The sequence below is a fragment of the Mycobacterium sp. 1081908.1 genome (genome assembly GCF_001673535.1).
Taxonomy (GTDB): Bacteria; Actinomycetota; Actinomycetes; order Mycobacteriales; family Mycobacteriaceae; genus Mycobacterium.
The window spans coordinates 82,265-104,730 of record NZ_LZLY01000056.1 but is presented as its reverse complement, the minus strand read 5'-3'; the positions used below and the strand labels follow the sequence as shown (position 1 = coordinate 104,730).

Genomic DNA, 22,466 nt, shown 5'->3' with positions numbered 1-22,466 from the left:
CGGCGGGCGCGCCCGGCCCCCCGTCGCGGCGGCCAGCCTGGCCGCGGGGGCACCGCGCGCGCAGCACGATCCCACCCACCCCGGCTCGCTGGAGCCGTCGCGGGCCGCGCACCCGGACCAGCTGGAGCCCAGGCCCGCCCGGGAACTGGCGGCCGGCGCGCCGAGCACGCCGTCCGCGGCGAGCACCACCCGCCTGCAGGCCCAGCCGGGCCAGCCCGTCGAGGCCAAAACCGCGCGCCTCTCGGTGCCCACGAACGCGGCCCCGGCCGCACCCGGTCGCGAACGGCCGGCCGTTGAGGGTGGGCCGCTTGCGCTCGTCGGGGAGGTCGATCTCGCCCAGCCCCATCTTGTTCTGCAGGCGGCGGGCCCAGCGCGGCGCCCACCAGCAGTCGTCGCCGAGCAACTTCATCACCGACGGCACCAGGAACATCCGGACCACGGTGGCGTCCAGCAACAGCGCCGCCATCAGCCCGAACGCCAGGTACTTCATCAGCACGAGGTCGGAGAAGACGAACGACGCGGCGACCACGGCGAGGACCAGCGCGGCGGCGGTGATCAGGCGCCCGGTGGTCGCGGTGCCGATCCGGATCGCCTCCGCGGTGGACATGCCGCGTTCGCGGGCCTCGACCATTCGGGACACCAGGAACACCTCGTAGTCGGTGGCCAGGCCGAAGCCCACGGCGACCACCAGCGCGATCAGCACCACCATCAGCGGCGTCGGCGTGAAGTTCAGCCACGTCGAGAAGTGCCCGTCGACGAAGATCCAGGTCAGGATGCCCAGCGTGGACCCGAGCGTCAGCGCGCTCATCACCACCGCCTTGATCGGCAACACCACCGATCCGAACGCCAGGAACATCAGCAGGGTGGTGGCGCCGAGCAACAGGACCAGCATCAGCGGGGCCTTGTCGAACAGGCTGTGGATGCTGTCCTGCTCGAGCGCCGGCGTGCCGCCGACCAGGAGGGTGAGGCCCTTCGGGGGATTTATGGCCCGCAGTTCGTCGATCTTCTTGGCGGCGTCATTGCGATTGGACAGGCCGTTCTGGATGACGCGCACCGAGTCGTTCTTCGGCTGCGTCGTCCCGTTCGGGCCGCTGACGCAGGGGTTGCCCGCGATGGCCGGGCACGGCCGCTCCTCCCAGGATTTGTCCGTGAACCCGGTGATCGGCGCGATCCGGTTGCGGATGTCGGCGACCTGCTGGTCGGTGACCTTGCTGCCGTTGTTGCTCTTGATCACCACGGTCAGCTGCTCGGTGCGGTATCCGGGGAAGAGCTTGTCGAAGTGCTCCTGCGCCAGGCGCACGGAGTTGTTGGGCGGCAGGTACTTCTCGCTCATGCCGCCGAACGACAGGTTGCCCAGGGGGATGACCAGCAGGATCATCCCGACCGCGATCGGGATGGCGAACGCCAGTGGCCGCTTCATCACGAAATTGACCAGCTTGCCCCAGAACCCGGCCTCGACCTCTTCGCGGGTCTTGGTCTTCTGCAGCCGGTCGGCGAGCCAGTTGAGGTAGGCGCGCGAAACCTTCCAGTTGCGCAGGAAGGGGACGCGGAATGCGGTCCGCACGCCCAGCGCGTCGACGTGGCGGCCCAGGATGCCCAGGCAGGCCGGCAGCAACGTGATCGACAGCAGCGCCGCGAGTCCCACCGCGGCGAAGATCGCGTAGACCAGCGAATGCACGAAGCCCTGCGGCAACACGAGCAGGCTGGCGCTGGAGGCGATGATCAGCACCGCCGAGAAGGTGACGGTGCGACCGGCCGTCATGACGGTGCGTCGCACGGCCGCCTCGGTGTCGTAGCCCTCGGCGATCTCTTCGCGGAACCGGCTCACCACGAAAAGCCCGTAGTCGATGGCGATACCGAGGCCGATCAGCGACACCACCGGCTGGGCGAAATAGTGCACCGGCCCGAAGATGGCGACGAACCGCAGGATGCCCAGCGCGCCCGCGATGCTCAGCCCGCCCACGATGACCGGCAGGCCGGCGGCGATCGCGCCGCCGAACACCAGGAACAGCACCACCGTCACCAGCGGCAGCGCCAGGACCTCCATGCGGCGCTGGTCGGTGGCGATGGTGCCGGTCAGGGCGTTGGCTATCGGCTCCAGGCCCGCGAGCTGGACCGTGCCGCCGTCCAGCTTCTGCAGGTCCGGCGCGATGGTCTTGTAGTTGTTGAGGATCGAGTCGTCGTCGTCGCCCTTCAGCGGGATCGACACGAAGGTGTGCTTCTTGTCCTCGGTCGCCATCCCCTTGATCAGCGGGGGCGCGTCGGCCGGATTGGCCACCGCCAGCCAGCCGGCCCAGCCGACGACCTGGTTGGGGTGGTCGTTCTTGAACTTGTTCAGCTCGTCGACGATCTTCTGCCGCCACGCCGGGTCCTCGACGGTCTTGCCGTCGGGAGCGGTGAAGGTGGCGACGATGTGGCTGGTGCGGTCGCGGCCGTAGGTCTGGTCACCCAGGACCGAGGCCTTGACGGACTGGCTGCCGTCGTCGTAAAAGCCGCTCTGTGTAACGTGTTTGCCCAGGCTCATGCCGAAAATGCCGCCGCCGAGGCACAGAGCCACCATGACCCCGATGACGATGTACCGATACCGGTACACAGTTCGTCCCCACCAGGCGAACACGTAAGCTCCTTACTGGATCTCTAGCGACCCACGCATTGGGTTCCCAGTCTCACACACGCGTGGTCAACAGGGCGGACAGCGGCCGGAACGGCTGCAGCCATGCTCCATGGTCAGGCAGCGAATCCAGGCCGATCCGCGGCAACGGCTCCCGGAACACACCGGCGATGTCTTCCAGGTCGACGAAGTCCAAGGTATCCGACGCTAGCGCCCAACTGGCGTGTTCGCGAAATCCGATCACCTGGACGGGAACCCCGGCGCCCGCGATCTCTTCCAGCGGGTGCCGGAAGGCCTGACCGTCGGCGGAAGCCACCACCAGCGCCGCGAGCCCCTCGGAATGTCGCTGCGCGATATGCGCCAGCATGTCGCGGTCCACGTCGCTGTCCTCGTCGATCTTCGGCTTGGCGAAGACCGCGAATCCCACGTTACGCAGCGCATCCACCCACGGCCGGACGACGTCCGCGCTGCCGGGGGCGATGTTGGTGAAAACGGTGGCCTCGGGCTCGATGACGACGCCGGGGCGGCCCGAGCTGGCCTCCGCGGTGCGCGCCAACAGCCAGCGCCCCAGCGCGTCGAACCGGGGCCGCTCCAGGGCCGTGGGGCGCCGGCCCAATATGGAGCCCAGGCCCATGTCGAGGTTGGGAGCGTCCCAGACCAGCAGCACCCGCCCGGCCGGCGGTTGGAAGCTGCTCAGGCCCTCGGCCGACAGGACCGCCGGCGCTTCCAACGGTTCCGGTGTGGCTGTCGCCTCTTCTGTCAGGCTCATATTTATCGCCTACTCATCGTCTAAGCCAGATGAATTCGTTCACGGCGCTGCCCGCTTCTTGGGCCTTGGTCTCGTACTTGGTGGTCGGGCGCACCACCGAGATGGGCAGCGGGCTGCCCGGGTCGACGCGACGAAGCCGGGGTTCCCCATCGCCGGCCTCGGCGATGTGCTCGGCATAGCCGGGATGGTCCGTCGCGGCGTGCAGGACACCACCAGGGAGTAACCGGTCGGCGATCAGGCCAATCGTGCTCGGTTGCAGGAACCGGCGTTTGTGATGCCGGGCCTTGGGCCAGGGATCGGGAAAGAAGACGCGGACGCCGGTCAGCGAACCCGGGGCGACCAGGCGGTCCAGCACGTCGATGCCGTTGCCGCGGATCAGCCGGATGTTGTCGACCTGCTCGCGGTCGATCGCGGACAGCAGTTGCGCCAGGCCGCGGCGGTAGACCTCCACCGCGATCACGTCGACGCCGGGCTCGTCCTTGGCCATCGCGAGAGTCGATGTGCCACTGCCGCAACCGATTTCGAGCACCACCGGCGCCTCGCGACCAAACCACGCGCGGGTGTCCAGGGGCTCCGGGCGCTGGGGAACCCCGGCGGGCGACGACCCCAGCGAGATGCCCAGTTTCGGCCACAACCGCTCCCAGGTCCGGCGCTGGGCCTCCGACAGCGCGGAACGCCGCGAGCGGAAACTCGTGGCCGGGAGTCGGCGATGTTCGGGACCGGGCGGTTCTGCAGTCACTTCTTCCGTTTCCGAGCAAGCCTCCACTCCCGCCGGCGCGTCGGGACACGTCCCGACCCCGGGTTGCGCATGCATTTGTCCATGGTGGCCCATGAACCCCCGACGTAGCCGCCCCTGGTCCAGATTGATACCCAACAGTTGCCTTCGGCTGGTAGCGGTGGCTCGCATCTCTGTGACGCAGATGCCACCATTCGGTGAGACCTGGCCGCTCGGCAACCGGACGCCATCGGATCCAATGGGCAGGACATGACGGGACAAGGGCACAAAATTTTCGTCGACGAGCTGGCGCGCTTTGCCGCCGGCGGCGCCGACGCGCGCGTGACGGCGATCGCCGAGCGGGCCGGCGCGCCACTGCGCGTGGCTGTCCGCGGCCGCCGCGGCGTGGGTTGCCGCACGGTGGCGCGCGCCCTGGACCGCGCCGGAGCCGGGATATCGGTGACTACGGGGGCGGCCGCCGACGTGGTCGTGTACGTCACGGCCGAGGCGATCAAGCCCGAGGACATCGACGCGATCGCGAGCACCGGCGGCCCGGTGGTGGTGGTGCTGAACAAGGCCGACCTGTCTCGGCTGTCCGGCCGCGCCGGCGACGCGCGGTTCGCCGAGCCGATCGGGGCGCCGACGGCGCCGATGAGCGGTTTGCTCGCCGTCGCCGCGCTGGACGGCCTGGACCGCACCCGATGGGCCGCGCTGCGGGCGCTGGCCGCCGATCCCGGCGGCGCCGCCTGCCTCGACGGGTCCTACCCCGGCTTCCTCGCGGCGGACCTTCCGGTGCCGACCGAAGTGCGGCTGCGGCTGCTCGAGACGCTTGACCTGTTCGGCACCGCGCTCGGCATCGCCGCGGCCCGGCAGGGCCGGACGCCGGCGCAGGTCGGCGCCCTGCTGCGCCGGATCAGCGGCGTCGATGCCGTCCTGCGCGAGATCTCGTCCGTCGGCGCCCCGGTGCGCTACCGGCGGGTGCTGAGTGCGGTCGCCGAACTGGAGGCCCTCGCCGTCGGCGACGACGAGATCCACGCCTTCCTGTGCTGCGACGACACCGTGGTCGCCCGGATGGCCTCCGCGGTCGACGTGGCCGAGGCCGCCGGGCTCGACCCCGGCCCCGACGACGACCCGGGCGCCCATCTGCCCCGGGCGGTGCGCTGGCGGCGCTACAGCCTTGGCAGGCTGGGCCCGGTGAGTGATCTGCAGCGCGCCTGCGGCGCGGACATCGCCCGGGGATCGCTGCGGCTGTGGTCGCAGGCGTGCGGGGCGCCGCCGGGGGAGCCATGGTGAGCGGCGAAGATCCGGCCGCCGAGGTGGACGCGCTGGTGGCGGCGATCGGGCCCCGGCTGGATTCGCCCGGCATCAACCGCCGCGACGTCGTGTTGGTGACCGGCCCGTGGATGGCCGGCGTCACTGCCGTGGTGTCGGCGCTGCGCGAACGGCTGCCGCAGCACAAGTTCGTCGAGTCGGCGGATCTGGGACCCGGCGATGCGCCGATCGCGGTGGTGTTCGTCGTCTCCGCGGCCGCGCAGTTGACCGGATCCGACTGCGCGCTGCTGGATGCCGCCGCCGAGCACACCGACGTCGTCGTCGGCGTGGTGTCCAAGATCGACGTGCACCGCAACTGGCCCGACGTCCTGGCCGCCAACCGCGACACCCTGGCCGCGCACGCGCCGCGCTACACCCAGGTGCCCTGGGTCGGCGCGGCCGCCCGGCCCGACGTGGGCGACCCGAGCGTCGACGACCTGGTGCGGACCGTCGACGAGCTACTCGCCGATTCCGACATTCCGCGACGAAACAGGTTGCGCGCCTGGGAATCCCGGCTGCAAACGGTCGCCCAGCGGATCGACCGCGACGCCGAGGGCGCCGGGCGGCGGGCGCGGGTCGACGCGCTGCGCGAGGAGCGCAGCGGGGCCCTGCGGCAGCGGCGGCAGGCGAAGACCGAGCGCACCATCACGCTGCGCGGACAGATTCAGCAGGCCCGCGTCCAGTTGTCCTACTTCGCGCGCAACCGGTGTTCGTCGGTGCGCACCGAGCTGCAAGAGGACGCCGCCGGTCTGTCCCGGCGCAAGATGGCCGGCTTCGGCGATTACGCCCGCGGCCGCGTCGACGAGGTGGTGGCCGAGGTGAGCGAGGGAACCAGCACCCACCTCGCCGAGGTCGCGCAGGTGCTGGGCGTACCGGTGGCCCTGCCCGCCGTCGAGCAGTTGCCGACGGTGGAGGTCCCGCCCGCGCCCCTGAAATCCCGGCGGCACGAGACCTGGCTGATGATGCTGCTGGGCGCCGGCTTCGGGCTCGGGGTGGCGCTGACGCTCAGCCGGCTGGTCGGCGGGCTGGCCTCCCGGCTCAGCCCCGCGCTGGCCGCGGCGGGCGCCGTCGGGTGCGTCGCCGTCGGGGTGGCGGTCACGTTCGTGGTCATCCACATCCGCGGGCTGCTGCGCGACCGGGCGCTGCTGGACCGCTGGGCGGCCGACGTGACGTCGTCGCTGCAGTCGGCGGTGGAGGAGCTGGTGGCGACCCGGGTGCTCGTCGCCGAGTCGCTGCTGAGCACCGCGCTGGTCGCCCGCGACGAGGCGGAGAACGCGCAGGTGGCCGACCAGGTCAGCGCGATCGACAGCGAACTGCGCGAGCACGCGATCGCGGCGGCGCGGGCGGCCGCAGTGCGCGACCGCGAGATGCCGACCGTGCAGGCCGCGCTGGACGCCGTGCGTGCAGAACTGGGACAACCGGGTATACCCCAGGGCGAAAGCGAAGAGCCGGCTTCAAGGAGCGAAAATGGCGACGAGGCGTGACGTTCGGCCCTGTTTCTGAATCGTTGTTGTGAGAAGGCTTATACCCGCCCGAGACCTCTGGAACAAGTGGCTCACGATAACCTGTAGTTAACGCCACCATGTAAACAGTTGTGTGGGCGAGGGCATAGCAAGGCAACTCAAATACGAGCCGAGTAAGCAGGCAGAAGAATCCAGGAGACTTCGATGACTTCAGCGACCATCCCCGGTTTGGACACCGCGCCCACCAATCACCAGGGGCTGCTGTCCTGGGTGGCGGAGGTCGCCGAGCTCACCCAGCCCGACCGGGTGGTCTTCTGTGACGGCTCCGCCGAGGAATTCGATCGGCTGGCCGCACAGCTGGTCGAGGCCGGCACGTTCACCAAGCTGAACGAGAAGAAGCATCCCAATTCCTACCTGGCGTTGTCCGACCCGTCCGATGTGGCGCGCGTGGAGTCGCGGACCTTCATCTGTTCCGAACGCGAGATCGACGCCGGCCCGACCAACAACTGGATGGACCCGGCCGAGATGCGGTCCATCCTCAACGACCTGTACCGCGGCTGCATGCGCGGCCGCACCATGTATGTGGTGCCGTTCTGCATGGGCCCGCTCGGCGCCGACGACCCGAAGCTGGGCGTGGAGATCACCGACTCCGAGTACGTCGTCGTCTCGATGCGCACCATGACCCGGATGGGCAAGGCCGCGCTGGAAAAGATGGGCGACGACGGCTTCTTCGTCAAGGCGCTGCACTCGGTGGGGGCGCCGCTGGAGCCCGGCCAGAAGGACGTGCCGTGGCCGTGCAACGACACCAAGTACATCACCCACTTCCCGGAGACCCGCGAGATCATGAGCTACGGCTCCGGCTACGGCGGCAACGCCCTGCTGGGCAAGAAGTGCTACTCGCTGCGCATCGCCTCGGCGATGGCCCACGACGAGGGCTGGCTCGCCGAGCACATGCTGATCCTCAAGCTGATCTCCCCGGAGAACAAGGCGTACTACTTCGCCGCGGCGTTCCCGTCGGCGTGCGGCAAGACCAACCTGGCCATGCTGCAGCCGACGATCCCGGGCTGGCGCGCCGAGACGCTGGGTGACGACATCGCCTGGATGCGGTTCGGCAAGGACGGCCGGCTGTACGCGGTCAATCCCGAGTTCGGCTTCTTCGGGGTCGCGCCGGGCACCAACTGGAAGTCCAACCCCAACGCCATGCGCACCATCGAGGCCGGCAACACCGTCTTCACCAACGTGGCGCTGACCGACGACAACGACGTGTGGTGGGAGGGCCTGGAGGGCGAGCCGGATCACCTGATCGACTGGAAGGGCAACGACTGGATCCTGCGCGAGACGGATACCAAAGCGGCGCACCCGAATTCGCGGTACTGCACCCCGATGTCGCAGTGCCCGATCCTGGCGCCGGAGTGGGACGACCCGCAGGGCGTGCCGATCTCGGGGATCCTGTTCGGCGCGCGCCGCAAGACCACGGTGCCGCTGGTGACCGAGGCCCGCGACTGGCAGCACGGCGTGTTCATGGGGGCGACCATGGGCAGCGAGCAGACCGCCGCCGCCGAGGGCAAGGTCGGCACCGTGCGCCGCGACCCGATGGCCATGCTGCCGTTCCTGGGCTACCACGTCGGCGACTACTTCCAGCACTGGCTGGACCTGGGCAAGAACTCCGACGAGTCCAAGCTGCCGAAGGTGTTCTTCGTCAACTGGTTCCGCCGAGGCGAGAAGGGCGAGTTCCTGTGGCCGGGCTTCGGCGAGAACAGCCGCGTGCTGAAGTGGATCGTCGACCGCATCGAGCACCGGGCAGGCGGCCAGGAGACCCCGATCGGCATCGTGCCGACCGCCGAGGACCTGGACCTGGAGGGGCTCGACGCGGACAGCAAAGAGGTCGCGCAGGCGCTGGCGGTCAACGCCGACGAGTGGCGCCAGGAGCTGCCGCTGATCGAGGAGTGGTTCGAGTTCGTCGGCGAGAAGCTGCCGACCGGCGTCAAGGACGAGTTCGAGGCGCTCAAGCAGCGGCTTGCCGAGTCCAGCTAGACCCCTAGCCCCTATATCGCCTGCCGTCGCAGCGACTTCGGCAGGTACACGGCGCCCGCTCCGGCGCCGGCCGCAAGGTCGCCCGGGTTGGAGATGGCGCAGCGCTTCAATGACAGGCAGCCGCAGCCGATGCAGGAGTCGAGGTTGTCGCGCAGCGCGATCAACCCGGCGATCTGGTCGTCGAGGCGCGTGCGCCAGGTCTTGGACAGCCGGGTCCAGTCGGCGCGGGTGGGGGTGCGGCCGTCGGGCAGGGTCGCCAACGCGTCGGCGACCTCGTCCAGGCTCAGCCCGACGTTGCGGGCGGCCTTGATGAACGCCAGGCGCCGCAGCATCTGCCGCTCGAATCGGCGCTGATTGCCCGACGTCCGGGTCGCGGTGATGAGGCCCTGGCTCTCGTAGAAGCGGATCGCCGAGGCGGCGAAGCCGCTGCGGCGGGCGATCTCGCTGACGGTGAACAGATCCCGCTTGTCCATTGTGGGCCTTCCCGAATTGGTACTTGACTTAAAGTTTACTTCAACTATCAGTATGGGCGGTATGACTCAATCGCAACCCAACCCCGTCGCCATCGTCACCGGCGCCTCCCGCGGGTTCGGCAGGGCGGTGACCGCCGCCCTGCTCGAACGCGGGTGGGCCGTCGTCGCCGATGCACGCCGCGCCCACGAACTCGAAGCAACTGTCGCAGAGCTTAATTCGGATCGACTGATCGGATTGCCCGGCGACGTGACCGACGCGTCGCACCGTGACGCGCTGCTGACCGCCGCGCTCGGGGCCGGTCCCCTCGGCCTGCTGGTGAACAACGCCAGCCGGCTGGGGCCCAGCCCGCAGCCGGCGCTGGGCGACTACCCGATCGGCGAATTACGCGACGTGTACGAGACCAACGTGTTCGCCCCGCTGGCGCTGATCCGGGCGGCGCTGCCGGCGCTGGCCGACAACGCGGGGGTGATCGTCAACCTGTCGTCCGACGCCGCCGTCGAGCCGTATGCCGGCTGGGGCGGGTACGGATCGTCGAAGGCCGCGCTGGACCAGGCCTCGGCCGTCCTGGCGGCCGAGGTGGCGGCGGTTCGCGTGTACGCCTTCGACCCGGGCGACATGCGCACCGAGATGCACCAGGCCGCGTTTCCCGGCGAGGACATCTCCGATCGCGCCGAGCCGGAATCCGTCGTGCCCGCCCTGCTGCACCTCGTGGACACCCGGCCCGCCCCAGGTCGTTACCGGGCGGCCGACCTCGCGCTGTCCGGGGCGCGGTGATGACGCTCGCGGCGCGGCCGCGCACGCAGTTCCACCGCCCCCCGGGCTCCGACGCCAGTGAGCCGCCCGAAGCCCGCGGCGTCGCCCGCGACGCGGTCCGGCTGCTGGTCGCGCGCCCGGGCGGGGTCAGCCACGCGCGCTTCGCCGACCTCGGCGACTACCTGCGACCCGGCGACCTGCTGGTGGTCAACAACTCCGCCACCATGCCCGCCGCGGTCGACGGCCGCCGCGGCGGACGGGCCATCGCCGTGCACTTTTCGACGGCCCGCGGCGAAAAGGAGTGGGTGGTGGAGCTGCGGCCGGCGGTGGACGCCGCCGGACACCTCACCGACGTGCGGCCCGGCGAACGCGTCGAGCTGCCCGGCGGCGCGGCGCTCGTCATCGGGTCGTCGTACCCCGAACCCGGGGCCGACGGCGCGCGGCTGTGGACCGCGCGGATCATCCTGGAGGGCGCCGTGGGGGCCTACCTGTCGCGGCACGGTCGGCCGATCCGGTACGCGTACGTGCCGCGCGAGTGGCCGCTGCGTTACTACCAGACCGTGTTCGCCCGCTCCGCCGGTAGCGCCGAAATGCCCAGCGCCGCCAGGCCTTTCAGCACCGAACTGGTGACCGCGCTGGTATCCGCCGGGATCGCGATCGCGCCGGTCACCCTGCACGCCGGGGTGTCGTCGGCCGAAGCGGGCGAGCCACCGACTCCCGAGCTGTTCGAGGTGCCCGCGCCCACCGCGCGGATGGTGAACTCGGCGCGCGCGGCCGGCGGCAGGGTGGTCGCCGTCGGCACGACGGTGACCCGCGCGCTGGAGTCGGCCGCGAACCCCGCCGGCGTGGTGGGGCCGGCCGTCGGTTGGACCGATCTGGTGCTCGGCCCGCACCGCCCGTGCCGGGTGGTCGACGGCCTGATCACCGGGTGGCACGACGCCGGCGCCTCGCATCTGCTGCTGCTCGAGGCCGTCGCCGGTCCCGACCTGGTCGCGGCGGCCTACCGGGAGGCGGTCGCGCGCGGTTATCTGTGGCACGAATTCGGGGACAGCGCCCTGCTGCTGCCCTCATGACAGGTGTCAAACCGGGCGTCGTACAGTCGGCGCATGCAGATTCGCCCCCATGTCGGCGCCGACAAGCCCGCCGTGATCCTGTACCCGTCCGGGACGGTCGTCACCTTCGATGACCTGGAAGCCCGTGCCAATCGACTGGCGCATCGGTTCCGCCAGGCCGGGCTGCGCGAGGGGGACACCGTCGCGATCCTGATGGAGAACAACGAGCACATCCACGCGGTGATGTGGGCGGCGCGCCGCAGCGGTCTGTACTACGTGCCGATCAACACCCACCTGACCGCGGCCGAGGCCGCCTACATCGTCGACAACAGCAACGCAAAGGCGATCATCGGTTCCGCGGCCTTGCGCGGCACGCTGATCCAACTGGGCGACCACCTCCCGCGGCTGCCCGAGCTACTGATGATCGCCGACGGCGACCTGCCGGGCTGGGAGCGCTACCCCGAATGCGTTGCCCACCAACCTGATACCCCGAGCGACGACGAGATCGAGGGCGACCTGCTGCAGTACTCGTCTGGGACCACGGGACGGCCCAAGGGCATCAGGCGCGACCTGCCGCATCTCCCGCCCGCCGAGGCACCGGGCATGATGTCGGCGCTGGTCGAGTTGTGGATGTCCCCCGACTCGATCTATCTCAGCCCGGCCCCGCTCTACCACACGGCGCCGTCGGTGTGGTCGATGAGCGCGCAGGCGGGCGGCATCACCACGGTCGTGCTGGAGAAGTTCGACGCCGAGGGCACGCTGGACGCCATTCAGCGCTACCGCATCACCCACGGCCAGTTCGTGCCGGCCATGTTCACTCGGATGCTGAAACTTCCTCCCGCCGTTCGTGATTCGTACGACCTGTCCAGTCTGAAGCGGGTGATGCACGCCGCCGCGCCGTGCCCGGTCGAGATCAAGAAGCAGATGATCGACTGGTGGGGGCCGATCATCGACGAGTATTACGCCTCCTCGGAGGCGATCGGGGCGACGCTGATCAGCGCCGAGGAATGGCTGGCGCACCCCGGTTCGGTCGGCAAGCCATACCTGGGCGCGGCCCACATCCTCGGCGAGGACGGCACCGAGCTGCCGCCGGGCCAGCCCGGCGAGATCTACTTCGAGGGCGGGCACTCGTTCGAATACCTCAACGATCCGACGAAAACCGCCGCGTCGCGCGACACGCACGGCTGGGTGACGGTCGGCGATGTCGGTTACCTCGACGAGGAGGGCTACCTCTACCTCACCGACCGGCGCCACCACATGATCATCTCCGGCGGGGTGAACATCTACCCGCAGGAGACCGAGAACCTTCTGGTCACCCACCCGAAGGTGTTGGACGCCGCGGTGTTCGGCGTTCCCGACGACGAGATGGGCCAGCGCGTCATGGCGGCGGTGCAGACCGTCGACCCGGCCGACGCCACCGATCAATTCGCCGACGAGCTGGCCGCGTGGCTGCGGGACCGCCTGGCGCACTACAAATGTCCGCGCTCGATCGCCTTCGAGGCGCAGCTGCCGCGCACCGACACCGGAAAGCTGTACAAGAACGGGCTGATCGAGAAGTACTCGGTGTGACCCTGCGCGTCGTCGATCTGAGCGGGCCGCAGCAGGCCGATGACGATGCGTTGCCCGGTGTGCAGGTTGCCGTTGGGCCGATCGCGGGCGCCGACGAATCATGGCTCGATCGCGCCACTTTCACGTTGACCGAAGAATCGTGTGACGATCGCAGGGTCGTCGTCGTCGACTCGGTGCCCGACGCCCTGGCCGAGCTCACCGAGCGCTGCCAGCGGTGGCCGCACGCCAGCGCGGTGTGCGACGACGTGCTGCGCGCCGTCGACCCGGGCGGCCCGACGCTGGCCGGGGTGGTGACCGAGTCGCTGGCCTACTCCACGCTGCAGGCCGGCCCGGAGTTCGCGCGGTGGCTGGCCGAACGCGGTCCCGCCCGCGTGCCCGACATCGCCGAGCCGGTGCTGGCCCGGCGCGACGGCGACACCCTGTGGATCACGTTCAACCGGCCGCAACGCCACAACGCGTTTTCCACCGATGCGCGGGCCGCGCTGCTCGAGGCGCTGACCGTCGCGTTGCTGGACCCGTCGGTGACCGGGATCGTGTTGAGCGGCAACGGCCCATCGTTCGGCAGCGGCGGGGACCTGGCGGAATTCGGTACGTTCGCCGACCCGGCGAGCGCGCACCTGGCCCGCACCCGGCACAGCCCCGCGCTGGCCCTCGACGCGCTCACCGCGCGGCTCGGCCGGTCCTGTCGCGCCCGGGTGCACGGCCGGGTGATGGGCAGCGGGCTGGAGATGGCGGCGTTCTGCGGATGGATTGAGGCGCACGACGATTCGGTGTTCGGGCTACCCGAACTGGGCCTCGGCCTGATCCCCGGCGCCGGCGGCACCGTCAGCATCACCCGGCGGATCGGGCGGTGGCGCACCGCGTACCTGGTGCTGTCCGGCCGGACGATCGGCGCCGACGCCGCGCGGCAGTGGGGGCTGGTGGACGCGACTTACCCTGGCGCCCAGGGCCTTACCTAGTGGTAGCTCAGAAGCCCGAATAGGTGGTGGTGGTCGTGGACGGCAGGTTCGAGACGGCCACCGCGAACACGAAGGCGTACAGGATGCCGACGATGACGTAGGCGGCCACGCCCGCGATCGCGCCGATGATGGCCCACTTCTTGGCGCTGTCGGCCGCCGACTGCGCCTCGGCGTAGCGGCCCTGGGTCCACAGCCCGGAGACCTTGGTGGAGTACACGATCGAGACGATCCCGAACGGCAGGCAGCACAGCACGGTGACCAGGATGGCCCAGACGAGGTAGTTGTCCGGCTCGCGCTGGGCCGGCCAACCCGGCTGCGGGGCCGGGTATCCCGGCGGCGGCGGCGGTGGCTGGCCCTGCCACGCCGGCGGCTGCTGGCCCTGCCATTCTGGGGAACCCTCGTACGGCCCTGGGGGATAACTCATGGCAGCTGCCTCTCTTTGCTGGCGCCGAAGTCAGGCAAATATACAGCAAACCAGGGCGTCAATCAGGGAGGTTCGCGTCAGATCCCGCCCCGGGCAACGAGCTGCGCGGCGATCACGTTGCGCTGGATCTCGTTGGTGCCCTCGCCGACGATCATCAGCGGCGCGTCGCGGAAGTAGCGTTCGACGTCGTATTCGGTGGAGTAGCCGTAGCCGCCGTGGATGCGCACGGCGTTCAGCGCGATCTCCATCGCGGTCTCGGAGGCGAACAGCTTGGCCATCCCGGCCTCCATGTCGCAGCGTTCGCCGCTGTCGTAGCGCTCGGCGGCGTAGCGGGTGAGCTGGCGCGCGGCGCTGAGCTTGGTCGCCATGTCTGCCAGGTAGTTACCTATCGACTGGTGTTTCCAGATCGGGCGCCCGAAGCTTTCCCGCTGCTGCGCGTAGGCCAGCGCGTCCTCGAGCGCCGCGGTTGCCACGCCCAGGGCGCGGGCGGCCACCTGGATGCGGCCCGTCTCGAGGCCTTTCATCATCTGCGCGAAGCCCTCGCCCACCCGGCCGCCCAGCACCGCCGACGCCGGCGCGCGGAAGTCGTCGAACGACAGCTCGCAGGACTCGACGCCCTTGTAGCCCAGCTTGGGCAGGTCCCGCGAGACCGTCATGCCCGGCCCGTGCTCGGCGAGCACGATCGAGATGCCCGTGTGACGCGGCGTGGCGCTGGGGTCGGTCTTGCACAGCAGCGCGATCAGCCCGGACCGGCGCGCGTTGCTGATCCAGGTCTTGGCACCGTTGATCCGCAGGCCGCCGGAACCGTCGGGCAGCGCGGTGGTCGCCATGTTCTGCAGGTCCGAGCCGCCGCCCGGCTCGGTCAACGCCATGGTGGCCCGCAGCTCGCCGGTGGCCATCGGCGGCAGGTAGGACCGCTTCTGCTCCTCGGTGCCGAACAGCGTCAGCAGCTTGGCCACCACCGTGTGCCCGCCCATCGCGCCGGCCAGGCTCATCCAGCCGCGGGCCAGTTCCTCGGTGACCCGCACGTAGCAGGGCGTCGACACCGGTGAACCGCCGTATTGCTCGGGAACGGCCAGGCCGTAGATGCCGATCCGCTTCATCTGGTCGATCCACGCCTCGGGGTAGGTGTTGGCGTGCTCGACCTCGCGGACGCCGGGTTTGACGTCGCGGTCGACGAACGCCCGCACCGTGGCGACCAGCATGTCCTCTTCGTCATTCAGCTCACTGCTCACGTGTGCCATATTGGCCCCGTGACTTACGCGCATGCACGCGAGGGCGGCCCCTACTTCGACGATCTCTCGGTCGGTGAGGTCTTCGACTGGGCGCCGGCGATGACGCTCTCGGCCGGCATGGCCGCCGCGCATCAGGCGATCGTGGGGGACCGGCTGCGCCTGGCCTGCGATGCGGTGCTGTGCACCGCCGTGACCGGCGTGCCGGGACCGCTGGCGCACCCGGCGCTGGTCTGCGACGTCGCGATCGGGCAGTCGACGCTGGCCACCCAGCGGGTCAAGGCCAACCTGTTCTATCGCGGCCTCGTGTTCCACCGATTCCCCGCCGTCGGCGACACCATCTACACGCGCACGGAAGTGGTTGGGCTGCGGGCGAACTCGGCCAAGCCCGGCCGGGCGCCGACGGGATTGGCGGCGCTGCGGATGATCACGATCGATCAGGCCGACCGGTTGGTGCTCGACTTCTACCGGTGCGCCATGCTGCCGGCGAGCCCCGACTGGGATCCCTCCGGCGCGCCCGCCGATGATCTGTCGGCCGTCGGCGCCGACGTGCCCGGCCCGGCCCACGATCCGACCGCGCACTGGGACGCCGAGGTGTTCCGAAACAAGGTGCCGGGCCCGCATTTTGAGCCCGGCCTGGCGGGCGCGGTGCTGCGCAGCACCGGCGACGTGGTCAGCAGCGCGCCCGAACTCGCCCGGCTTACGCTGAATGTCGCCGCCACACATCACGATTCGCGGGTAGGCGGTGAGCGGCTGGTGTACGGCGGTCACACCATCGGGCTGGCGCTCGCGCAAGCCAGCAGGCTGCTGCCCAACCTGGCGACGGTCCTGGGTTGGCGCTCCTGCGATCACACCGGCCCGGTGCACGAGGGCGACACCCTCTACAGCGAGCTGCACGTCGAATCCGCCGAGCCGACCGGCCACGGCGGGGTGCTGGGGCTGAGGTCGCTGGTGTACGCCGTGGGCGAGCCGGACCGACCGGTGCTGGACTGGCGCTTCGACGCGCTGCATTTCTGAGTCGCGGCGGCGAGCCGCGCGCACAATGGGGTGCGTGAGTTCGGCGTCCTCAAGCTGGGGCAGCAGCGGGCTGGCCTGCCTGACTGGCCTGCCCGACGGGCCGCCCGACTTCTCCCGCGCCAACGTGCTGGCCCGCGCCGAGGAGGTGGCCACGGCCATCCGTCGCCGGACGGGCGCCCGCATCGACCCGGCCGGCCTGCTGGCCGGGCGGGCCGGCCTGCTCGGGTTGACCCGCCGCGGCCGGGTCTCGGCGGGCGGCGCCACCCGGCTGCTGCCGACCCGGGACGGCTGGTGCGCGATCACGCTCTCGCGCCCCGACGACGTCGCCGCCGTTCCCGCGCTGGTGGAGGCCGAAGCGGCGGACGCCGATCCGTGGCCGGCGCTGCGGCGCTGGGCCGCGGCGCGTCCGGTGTCGGCGGTCACCGAGCGGGCGGCGCTGCTCGACATCCCCGCGGCCGCGCTGGGTGAGGTTGCCGCCGCGTCGCCTCAGGTGCGGCACCTGGGCTTCCGGGCGCACCCGCGCGAGCTGGCCGGCCTGCTGGTGGCCGATCTGTCCTCGATGTGGGCGGGACCGCTGTGCGGGCGGCTCCTGGCGCGCGGCGGGGCGACCGTCGTCAAGGTGGAGAGCCCGCGCCGACCGGACGGCACCCGGGCGGGCAACCGGGCCTTCTACGACTGGATGAACGGTGAGAAGCTTTCCTATTGTGTGGATTTCGACCGCCAGGCCGACCAGCTGCGCGAGTTGCTCGGCGTCGCCGACATCGTGATCGAGGGCTCGCGGCCCGCGGCGCTCGAGCGGCGGGGGCTCGGGCCGGACCACGTCGCGCCGCGAACGGGCCGAATCTGGTTGCGCATCAGCGGATACGACGACCGCAGGCCGGCGTTCGGGGACGACGCCGCGGTGGCCGGCGGCCTGGTGGGTACCGCCGCCGACGGCCCGGTGTTCTGCGGCGACGCCATCGCCGACCCGCTGACCGGGCTGGAGGCGGCTCTTGCGGTGCTCGAATCGCTGGGCCGCGGCGGCGGCGAGTTGATCCACGTGTCCATGGCCGCGGTCGCCGCGACGCACGCGGCGTTACCGACCGAAGCGTCGGCCGGACCGTGCCCGGCGCCGCCACCGCGGGCGCCGGCGGTCCGCGACGCGGCGGCCGCGCTCGGCGCCGACAACGACGCCGTGCGCCGGATGGTCTCCGAAAGGCATTGCCTGCCGTGCTGATCCACCGCGCCACCTTGCTGGACGGCCGAACGGTCGACATCCGCGTCGGCGCGCAGATCGACGAGGTGGGGGAAGGCCTGGTCGCCGGCAAAGGGGAGGGCGTGCTCTACGCCGGCGGCGGAACCGTCCTGCCGGGGCTGCACGACCACCACGTGCACCTGCGTTCGGCCGCGTCGGCGCTGGATTCGTTCCTCGTCGGGCCGCCCGGCGTAAGTACCAAAGACCAACTCACGCAACTACTTTCGAATGCGACGCCGGGTCCGGACGGGTGGATTCGCGCCGTCGGCTACCACGAGTCTGTCGCCGGCGAGCTGGACCGGACGGCCCTCGACGCCGTCGTGCGCGACGTCCCGGTGCGCATCCAGCACCGCAGCGGCGCGCTGTGGATCCTCAACTCCGAGGCGCTGGGCCGCGTCGGCCTGCCCGACCACCCCGATGGCCGCCTGCGCAGCGCGGACCGCGGCTGGTCGGACGCGCTGGCGCAGCGCGAAACCGACCTGGCCGAACTCAGCCGCCGCATCACCGCGACCGGCGTCACCGGGGTCACCGACGCCACCCCCGACCTCGGCGCCGACGACATGGTCGCGCTGCTGGTCGCTCACCGCCGCGGCGAATTTCGGCCACGGCCAAGCTTTCTGTCGCCCGGTAAGAAGATCCTGCAGGACGACCACCTGGACCTGGACGCCCTTACCGCCTGGATCGCCGACCTGCACGGCGACGGCCGTCCGGTCGCGGTGCACTGCGTCACGGCCGCCCAACTGGTGGTCACGATCGCGGCCCTGCGCGCCGCCGGCAGCCACCCGCTGGATCGCGTCGAACACGCCGCGGTGGTGCCCGACGACAACCTGGCCGACCTGGCTGACCTGGGCGTCACCGTGGTGACGCAGCCCAACTTCGTCGCCGAGCGCGGCGACCAGTACCTCGCCGACGTCCCCGCCGCCGAGCACGACCAGCTGTGGCGGGTCGCGTCCCTGCTGGAATCGGACGTGCCGGTGGCGCTGTCCACCGACATGCCCTTCGGCCACGGCGACCCGTGGACGGCGATGCGCGCGGCGGTGTACCGCACGACACCCAGCGGCGCCGTGCTCAACGCGAACGAATGTGTCTCGGCGCTAACGGCTTTGACGATGTTCCTGGGCCGGCCCGATCGTCCGGGCCGGCCGCGGTCCGTCGAACCCGGCCAGCCCGGCGATCTCTGCGTGCTGACCGAGCCGCCGGCGACGGCGCTGGCGGAGCTGGACGCCGGCATGGTCGCGGCCACCGTCATCGGCGGCGAGCTGGTGTACTTCGCGATGTGACCGGCGCTCAGGCCGTCGGGACCAGGGCGGCGCGCAGGCTTTCGCACTGGCTGTCGAAAAACCGCCGCGACACTTCGGCTTTGCGCGCCACCACATCGAAGCCGTGGAACGCGCCCGGAACCACCTCGACGTGACACGGCACCCCCGCATCGATCAGGCGCTGGGCGTAGGCCAGGTCCTCGTCGTGGAACAGGTCGTGCGTGCCGACCCCGATCCATGCCGGCGGCAACCCGCCCAGGTCGTCGCGGCGCCCCGGGACGGCGACCCGCGGGTCGGCGCCGCCGAGGTAGGCGCTCCAGCCGAACCGGTTGCTGCGCGCGTTCCACAGGCGGTGGTTCGGGCTCGCGCCGGTGGCCGAACTCCGGTCGTCCAGCATCGGGTACGCCAACGCCTGGAACACCGGGCTCACCTCGCCGCGGTCCCGGGCCAGCAGCGCCAGCGCCGCCGCCAGGCCGCCGCCCGCGCTGGCGCCGGCGATCGCCACCCGGTGGCCGTCCACGGCGGGCAGGCCGGCGAGCCAGGTGAGCGCCGAATAGCAGTCCTCCAGCGAGGCGGGATACGGATGCTCGGGCGCCAGGCGGTATTCCACCGAGGCGACCGTCATGCCCAGCCTCGCGCTGAACCGGCGGCACAGCCAGTCGTCCTGCTCGGCGCTGCCGATCACGTAGCCGCCGCCGTGGATCCACAGCAGCGCGGGTCCGGGTTCGGTCACTCCGGCGGGCCGGAACAGCCGCACGCCGGCCCCCGATCCCAGGGTGAGCAGCTCGACGCCGGGCGGAGCGGCGCGGCGCCAGCCCGTCACCCCGCCCAGCGCCCGCATGATCGGCAGGCTGCGGGGACCGATCAGATGGCGCGGGGCGAGGCGGGCGATGCGGCGCAGGTCGGGGTGAACGTCGTCGTTCGGCACCGGTCAAGTATCGCCGGGGCGAAACCCGCACCGCGCACAGGCCCGTGATGCCGCGGTAGTCGTGCGGACAATCGGCGGAAATGGCTTGGAAACACGGCCGACGTACCGTCGGCGGTAAGGGCCTATCGGGAGGCGACATGGGAGGTACATCCAGCCGGGCCGCCCAAACGCGCGCCGGTTCGTCGGCTACGCGGTGATCGCCGATGGCGCCCGAGCCGACGAAAACGCATTGCCCCTACTGTTCTTTGCAGTGTGGGATCACCCTCGACGTGTCCGGGGGACGGGTCGTGCTTGCGCCGCAGGACGACTTTCCCACCAATCGCGGCGGCCTGTGCGCCAAGGGCTGGACGGCGGCCGATCTGCTGGGCCATCCGGAACGGCTGACCACGCCGTTGGTTCGGGACGAGCGGGCGGCACCGCTGCGACGCGCAACCTGGAACGAGGCGCTGGAACGGATCGTTGCGGCGTTCCAGAAGACACAGCAGGACCATGGCCGGGACGCGGTCGGATGTTTCGGCGGCGGCGGCCTGACGAATGAAAAGGCCTACCAGCTAGGCAAATTCGCGCGCGTCGCCCTGCGCACCTCGGCGGTCGACTACAACGGCCGGTTCTGCATGTCGTCGGCGGCCGCGGCGTCGAACCGTTCGTTCGGCGTCGACCGCGGGTTGCCTTTTCCGCTCGCCGACATTGCCCACGCCGACGTCATCCTCCTCGTCGGGGGAAATCCCGCCGAAACCATGCCCCCAGCGATGCAATTTTTCGACGAGGGCCGCGCCAGGGGCGCCAAGCACATCGTGGTGGATCCGCGGCGCACGCCGACGGCCGGGCGTGCCGACCTTCATCTGCAGCCGGTTCCCGGAACGGACCTGGCCCTGGCCAACGGCATGCTCAATGTCTGTGCCCGGGAGGGGCTCATCGATCGGGACTACATCGCGGAGCGGAGCACCGGATTCGAGGCGGTGCGCCGCGCCGTGCGGCTGTACTGGCCGGACCGGGTCGAACGGATCACCGGCGTACCCGAAAAGGACATCGTTGCCGCGGCGCGGATGCTGGCGAAGGCGGACCGGGCAATGATCCTGACCTCCCGCGGTGCCGAGCAGCACAGCGCCGGCACCGACACCGTGCAGGCCTTCATCAACCTGGCCCTGGCGCTGGGGCTGCCGGGTCGCCCATATAGCGGATTCGCGACGATCACGGGCCAGGGCAACGGGCAGGGCGGCCGGGAACACGGGCAGAAGTGCGACCAGCTGCCCGGCTACCGCAAACTCGACGACCCCGTCGCACGCGCCGACGTCGCGCGGATTTGGGGGATAGATCCCGCCGACCTGCCGTCGTCCGGGCGGTCGGCCTACGAAATGCTCGACGGCATCGGCACACCCGGCGGCCTGCGCGCGTTATGGGTGATGGCGTCCAATATCGTTGTCTCGGCGCCGAATTCGCTACATGTCGCGGAGAAGTTGAAGGAACTGGACTTCCTGGTCGTGTCCGACATCTTCTTGTCCGAGACCGCCGCGCTAGCCGACGTGGTGCTCCCGACGACTCAGTGGGCCGAAGAGTCGGGAACCATGACCAACCTGGAAGGCCGGGTGATCCTGCGCCGGGCGGCGGTCGCGGCGCCCGCCGAGGTGCGCGGCGACCTCGACGTCATGGCCGACCTGGCGAAGCGCGTAGGGGTACACGGGTTTTCGGCCGATTCACAGGAGGTGTTCGAGGAACTGACTCGCGCGAGCCAGGGCGGCAAGGCCGACTACTACGGAATCAGCTACGACCGGATCGCGAACGGCGACGGCGTGTTCTGGCCCTGCCCGTCCCCCCGGTACCCCGACACCCCGCGACTGTTCACCGCCGACTTCCCGACGCCGGACCGCAGAGCGCACTTCCATCCCGTCGAGCATCGGGGCGGCCCGGAAACCCCGGATGACGAATTCCCGTACTACCTCACGACCGGCAGGGTGTTGCGGCAGTACCAATCCGGGACCCAAACGCGCAGGGTCGCCGCGCTCGCCGAAGCCGAGCCGGAACCGGTGGTCGAGCTGCACCCGACGCTGGCGCAACGCCTCGGTGTCGGCAGCGGGGACAAGGTCCGGCTGACGACGCGCCGGGGCGAGGCGGTGATGACGGCGCGAACGGATACCGGAATCCGCCCGGACACCGTCTTCGCACCGTTTCACTGGGGCGGCGCGGGGAGCATCAACCGGCTGACCAATCCGGCTCTGGACCCGCATTCCCGAATGCCGTCCTTCAAAGCCTGCGCGGTCGCCGTGGCACGCGCGGACACGGCCGATTCACCGAAAGGAGATGTGACGCATGGGTGACGACAGCACGCCTCGCTTTTTGCAGGGACCGTTCACTTTTCACGGAAAGGGCTACGATTCGCCGGCCCTGCTGGATTCTTCGCTGCGCTATGCCGTGCCGGCCGGGGCCATCACGCAGCCGGTCTACTTCCGCGGCGGCAACAGCACCGACGAGTTGGTCACCTTCGTCCTGATGCGTGACGGCGCCCCGATGCGGTACTTCCCCGTCGGCGCCAAGGACGCGGTACACGTGCCGCTACGGGTCGTCGAAGACCTGATCGCCGATACCGTCCTCGAGGTGTTCGTCGCGGCCCCCGACGGCCTGAGCGGCACGGTGTTCATCGACATCGGCCTTGTCGAGATCTGAT

General features: G+C 70.6%; 19 protein-coding genes. 12 read left to right on the top strand and 7 right to left on the bottom strand.

Going from position 1 to position 22,466, the window contains the following annotated elements; translation table 11 throughout:
* From A5655_RS08105 to trmB, 3 genes are all read right to left on the bottom strand, one after another.
* Positions 1–2,617 (bottom strand): MMPL family transporter (locus tag A5655_RS08105; protein WP_231999103.1); only part of this gene is annotated, 2,617 nt, incomplete at its 3' end.
* A 49-nt stretch (positions 2,618–2,666) separates the two neighbouring features.
* Positions 2,667–3,380: an NYN domain-containing protein gene (locus A5655_RS08100; protein ID WP_067007891.1), complete on the bottom strand. Its 714-nt coding sequence runs from the start codon at positions 3,378–3,380 to the stop codon at positions 2,667–2,669.
* Between the two features lie 13 nt (positions 3,381–3,393).
* Complete coding sequence (gene trmB, locus A5655_RS08095; protein ID WP_067007887.1) at positions 3,394–4,212, bottom strand: tRNA (guanosine(46)-N7)-methyltransferase TrmB; 819 nt, start codon at positions 4,210–4,212, stop codon at positions 3,394–3,396.
* A gap of 153 nt (positions 4,213–4,365) precedes the next feature.
* Here trmB and A5655_RS08090 point away from each other — a divergent pair, with 153 nt between their 5' ends.
* The 3 genes from A5655_RS08090 to A5655_RS08080 all read left to right on the top strand — a co-directional run bounded on the left by A5655_RS08090 (position 4,366) and on the right by A5655_RS08080 (position 8,903).
* The gene (locus A5655_RS08090; RefSeq protein WP_067007884.1) at positions 4,366–5,388 is read left to right on the top strand and encodes a hypothetical protein; all 1,023 of its coding nucleotides are present in this window, start codon (positions 4,366–4,368) and stop codon (positions 5,386–5,388) included.
* A complete protein-coding gene (locus A5655_RS08085; RefSeq protein WP_067007944.1) occupies positions 5,382–6,890 on the top strand; it encodes a hypothetical protein in 1,509 nt (502 codons plus the stop codon). The genes A5655_RS08090 and A5655_RS08085 overlap by 7 nt, the downstream gene beginning before the upstream one ends.
* A 183-nt stretch (positions 6,891–7,073) precedes the next feature.
* Entirely contained in the window at positions 7,074–8,903 is a 1,830-nt protein-coding gene (locus A5655_RS08080) for a phosphoenolpyruvate carboxykinase (GTP) (RefSeq protein ID WP_067007881.1), read from the top strand.
* Between the two features lie 11 nt (positions 8,904–8,914).
* On the opposite strand, the gene soxR is transcribed toward A5655_RS08080, so the two are convergent.
* Positions 8,915–9,376 carry a redox-sensitive transcriptional activator SoxR gene (gene soxR / locus A5655_RS08075; RefSeq protein ID WP_067007878.1) on the bottom strand — a complete coding sequence of 154 codons (462 nt, stop codon included), beginning with the start codon at positions 9,374–9,376 and terminating at the stop codon, positions 8,915–8,917.
* 61 nt (positions 9,377–9,437) lie between these two features.
* Between soxR and A5655_RS08070 the strand changes: the two genes are divergently transcribed.
* From A5655_RS08070 to A5655_RS08055, 4 genes are read left to right on the top strand one after another with little or no spacing between them, the layout of a single operon-like run.
* Positions 9,438–10,151: an SDR family oxidoreductase gene (locus tag A5655_RS08070; protein ID WP_067007941.1), complete on the top strand. Its 714-nt coding sequence runs from the start codon at positions 9,438–9,440 to the stop codon at positions 10,149–10,151.
* Complete coding sequence (locus tag A5655_RS08065; RefSeq protein ID WP_067007939.1) at positions 10,151–11,203, top strand: S-adenosylmethionine:tRNA ribosyltransferase-isomerase; 1,053 nt, start codon at positions 10,151–10,153, stop codon at positions 11,201–11,203. The genes A5655_RS08070 and A5655_RS08065 overlap by 1 nt, the downstream gene beginning before the upstream one ends.
* Before the next feature lie 33 nt (positions 11,204–11,236).
* On the top strand, positions 11,237–12,751 hold the full coding sequence (fadD4, locus tag A5655_RS08060) for a fatty-acid--CoA ligase FadD4 (RefSeq protein WP_067007875.1): 1,515 nt from the start codon (positions 11,237–11,239) through the stop codon (positions 12,749–12,751).
* 2 nt (positions 12,752–12,753) lie between these two features.
* Positions 12,754–13,710 (top strand): enoyl-CoA hydratase/isomerase family protein, encoded by a 957-nt coding sequence (locus A5655_RS08055; protein ID WP_067007936.1) that lies wholly within the window; start codon positions 12,754–12,756, stop codon positions 13,708–13,710.
* A 7-nt stretch (positions 13,711–13,717) separates the two neighbouring features.
* Here the strand turns inward: A5655_RS08055 and A5655_RS08050 are convergent, their stop codons facing one another.
* Together A5655_RS08050 and A5655_RS08045 are read right to left on the bottom strand one after the other, a co-directional pair.
* A complete protein-coding gene (locus A5655_RS08050) occupies positions 13,718–14,134 on the bottom strand; it encodes a CD225/dispanin family protein (protein WP_067007872.1) in 417 nt (138 codons plus the stop codon).
* Positions 14,135–14,211: 77 nt separating this feature from the next.
* Positions 14,212–15,357: an acyl-CoA dehydrogenase family protein gene (locus A5655_RS08045; protein WP_082978552.1), complete on the bottom strand. Its 1,146-nt coding sequence runs from the start codon at positions 15,355–15,357 to the stop codon at positions 14,212–14,214.
* Positions 15,358–15,387: 30 nt separating this feature from the next.
* On the opposite strand from A5655_RS08045, the gene A5655_RS08040 reads away from it, so the two are divergent.
* From A5655_RS08040 to A5655_RS08030, 3 genes are read left to right on the top strand one after another with little or no spacing between them, the layout of a single operon-like run.
* Complete coding sequence (locus A5655_RS08040; protein ID WP_156764763.1) at positions 15,388–16,383, top strand: MaoC family dehydratase; 996 nt, start codon at positions 15,388–15,390, stop codon at positions 16,381–16,383.
* Positions 16,384–16,408: 25 nt separating this feature from the next.
* Positions 16,409–17,599, top strand: a complete 1,191-nt coding sequence (locus A5655_RS08035; protein ID WP_067007866.1) for a CoA transferase — start codon at positions 16,409–16,411, stop codon at positions 17,597–17,599.
* The gene (locus tag A5655_RS08030; RefSeq protein WP_067007863.1) at positions 17,593–18,897 is read left to right on the top strand and encodes an amidohydrolase family protein; all 1,305 of its coding nucleotides are present in this window, start codon (positions 17,593–17,595) and stop codon (positions 18,895–18,897) included. The genes A5655_RS08035 and A5655_RS08030 overlap by 7 nt, the downstream gene beginning before the upstream one ends.
* A 7-nt stretch (positions 18,898–18,904) precedes the next feature.
* Here A5655_RS08030 and A5655_RS08025 read toward each other — a convergent pair whose 3' ends face one another.
* Positions 18,905–19,804 carry an alpha/beta hydrolase gene (locus tag A5655_RS08025; protein ID WP_067007860.1) on the bottom strand — a complete coding sequence of 300 codons (900 nt, stop codon included), beginning with the start codon at positions 19,802–19,804 and terminating at the stop codon, positions 18,905–18,907.
* Between the two features lie 203 nt (positions 19,805–20,007).
* Between A5655_RS08025 and A5655_RS08020 the strand changes: the two genes are divergently transcribed.
* Together A5655_RS08020 and A5655_RS28225 are read left to right on the top strand one after the other, a co-directional pair.
* Entirely contained in the window at positions 20,008–22,119 is a 2,112-nt protein-coding gene (locus tag A5655_RS08020; protein ID WP_067007855.1) for a molybdopterin oxidoreductase family protein, read from the top strand.
* The gene (locus A5655_RS28225; protein WP_067007852.1) at positions 22,112–22,465 is read left to right on the top strand and encodes a molybdopterin oxidoreductase; all 354 of its coding nucleotides are present in this window, start codon (positions 22,112–22,114) and stop codon (positions 22,463–22,465) included. The genes A5655_RS08020 and A5655_RS28225 overlap by 8 nt, the downstream gene beginning before the upstream one ends.
* Position 22,466 lies beyond the last annotated feature (1 nt).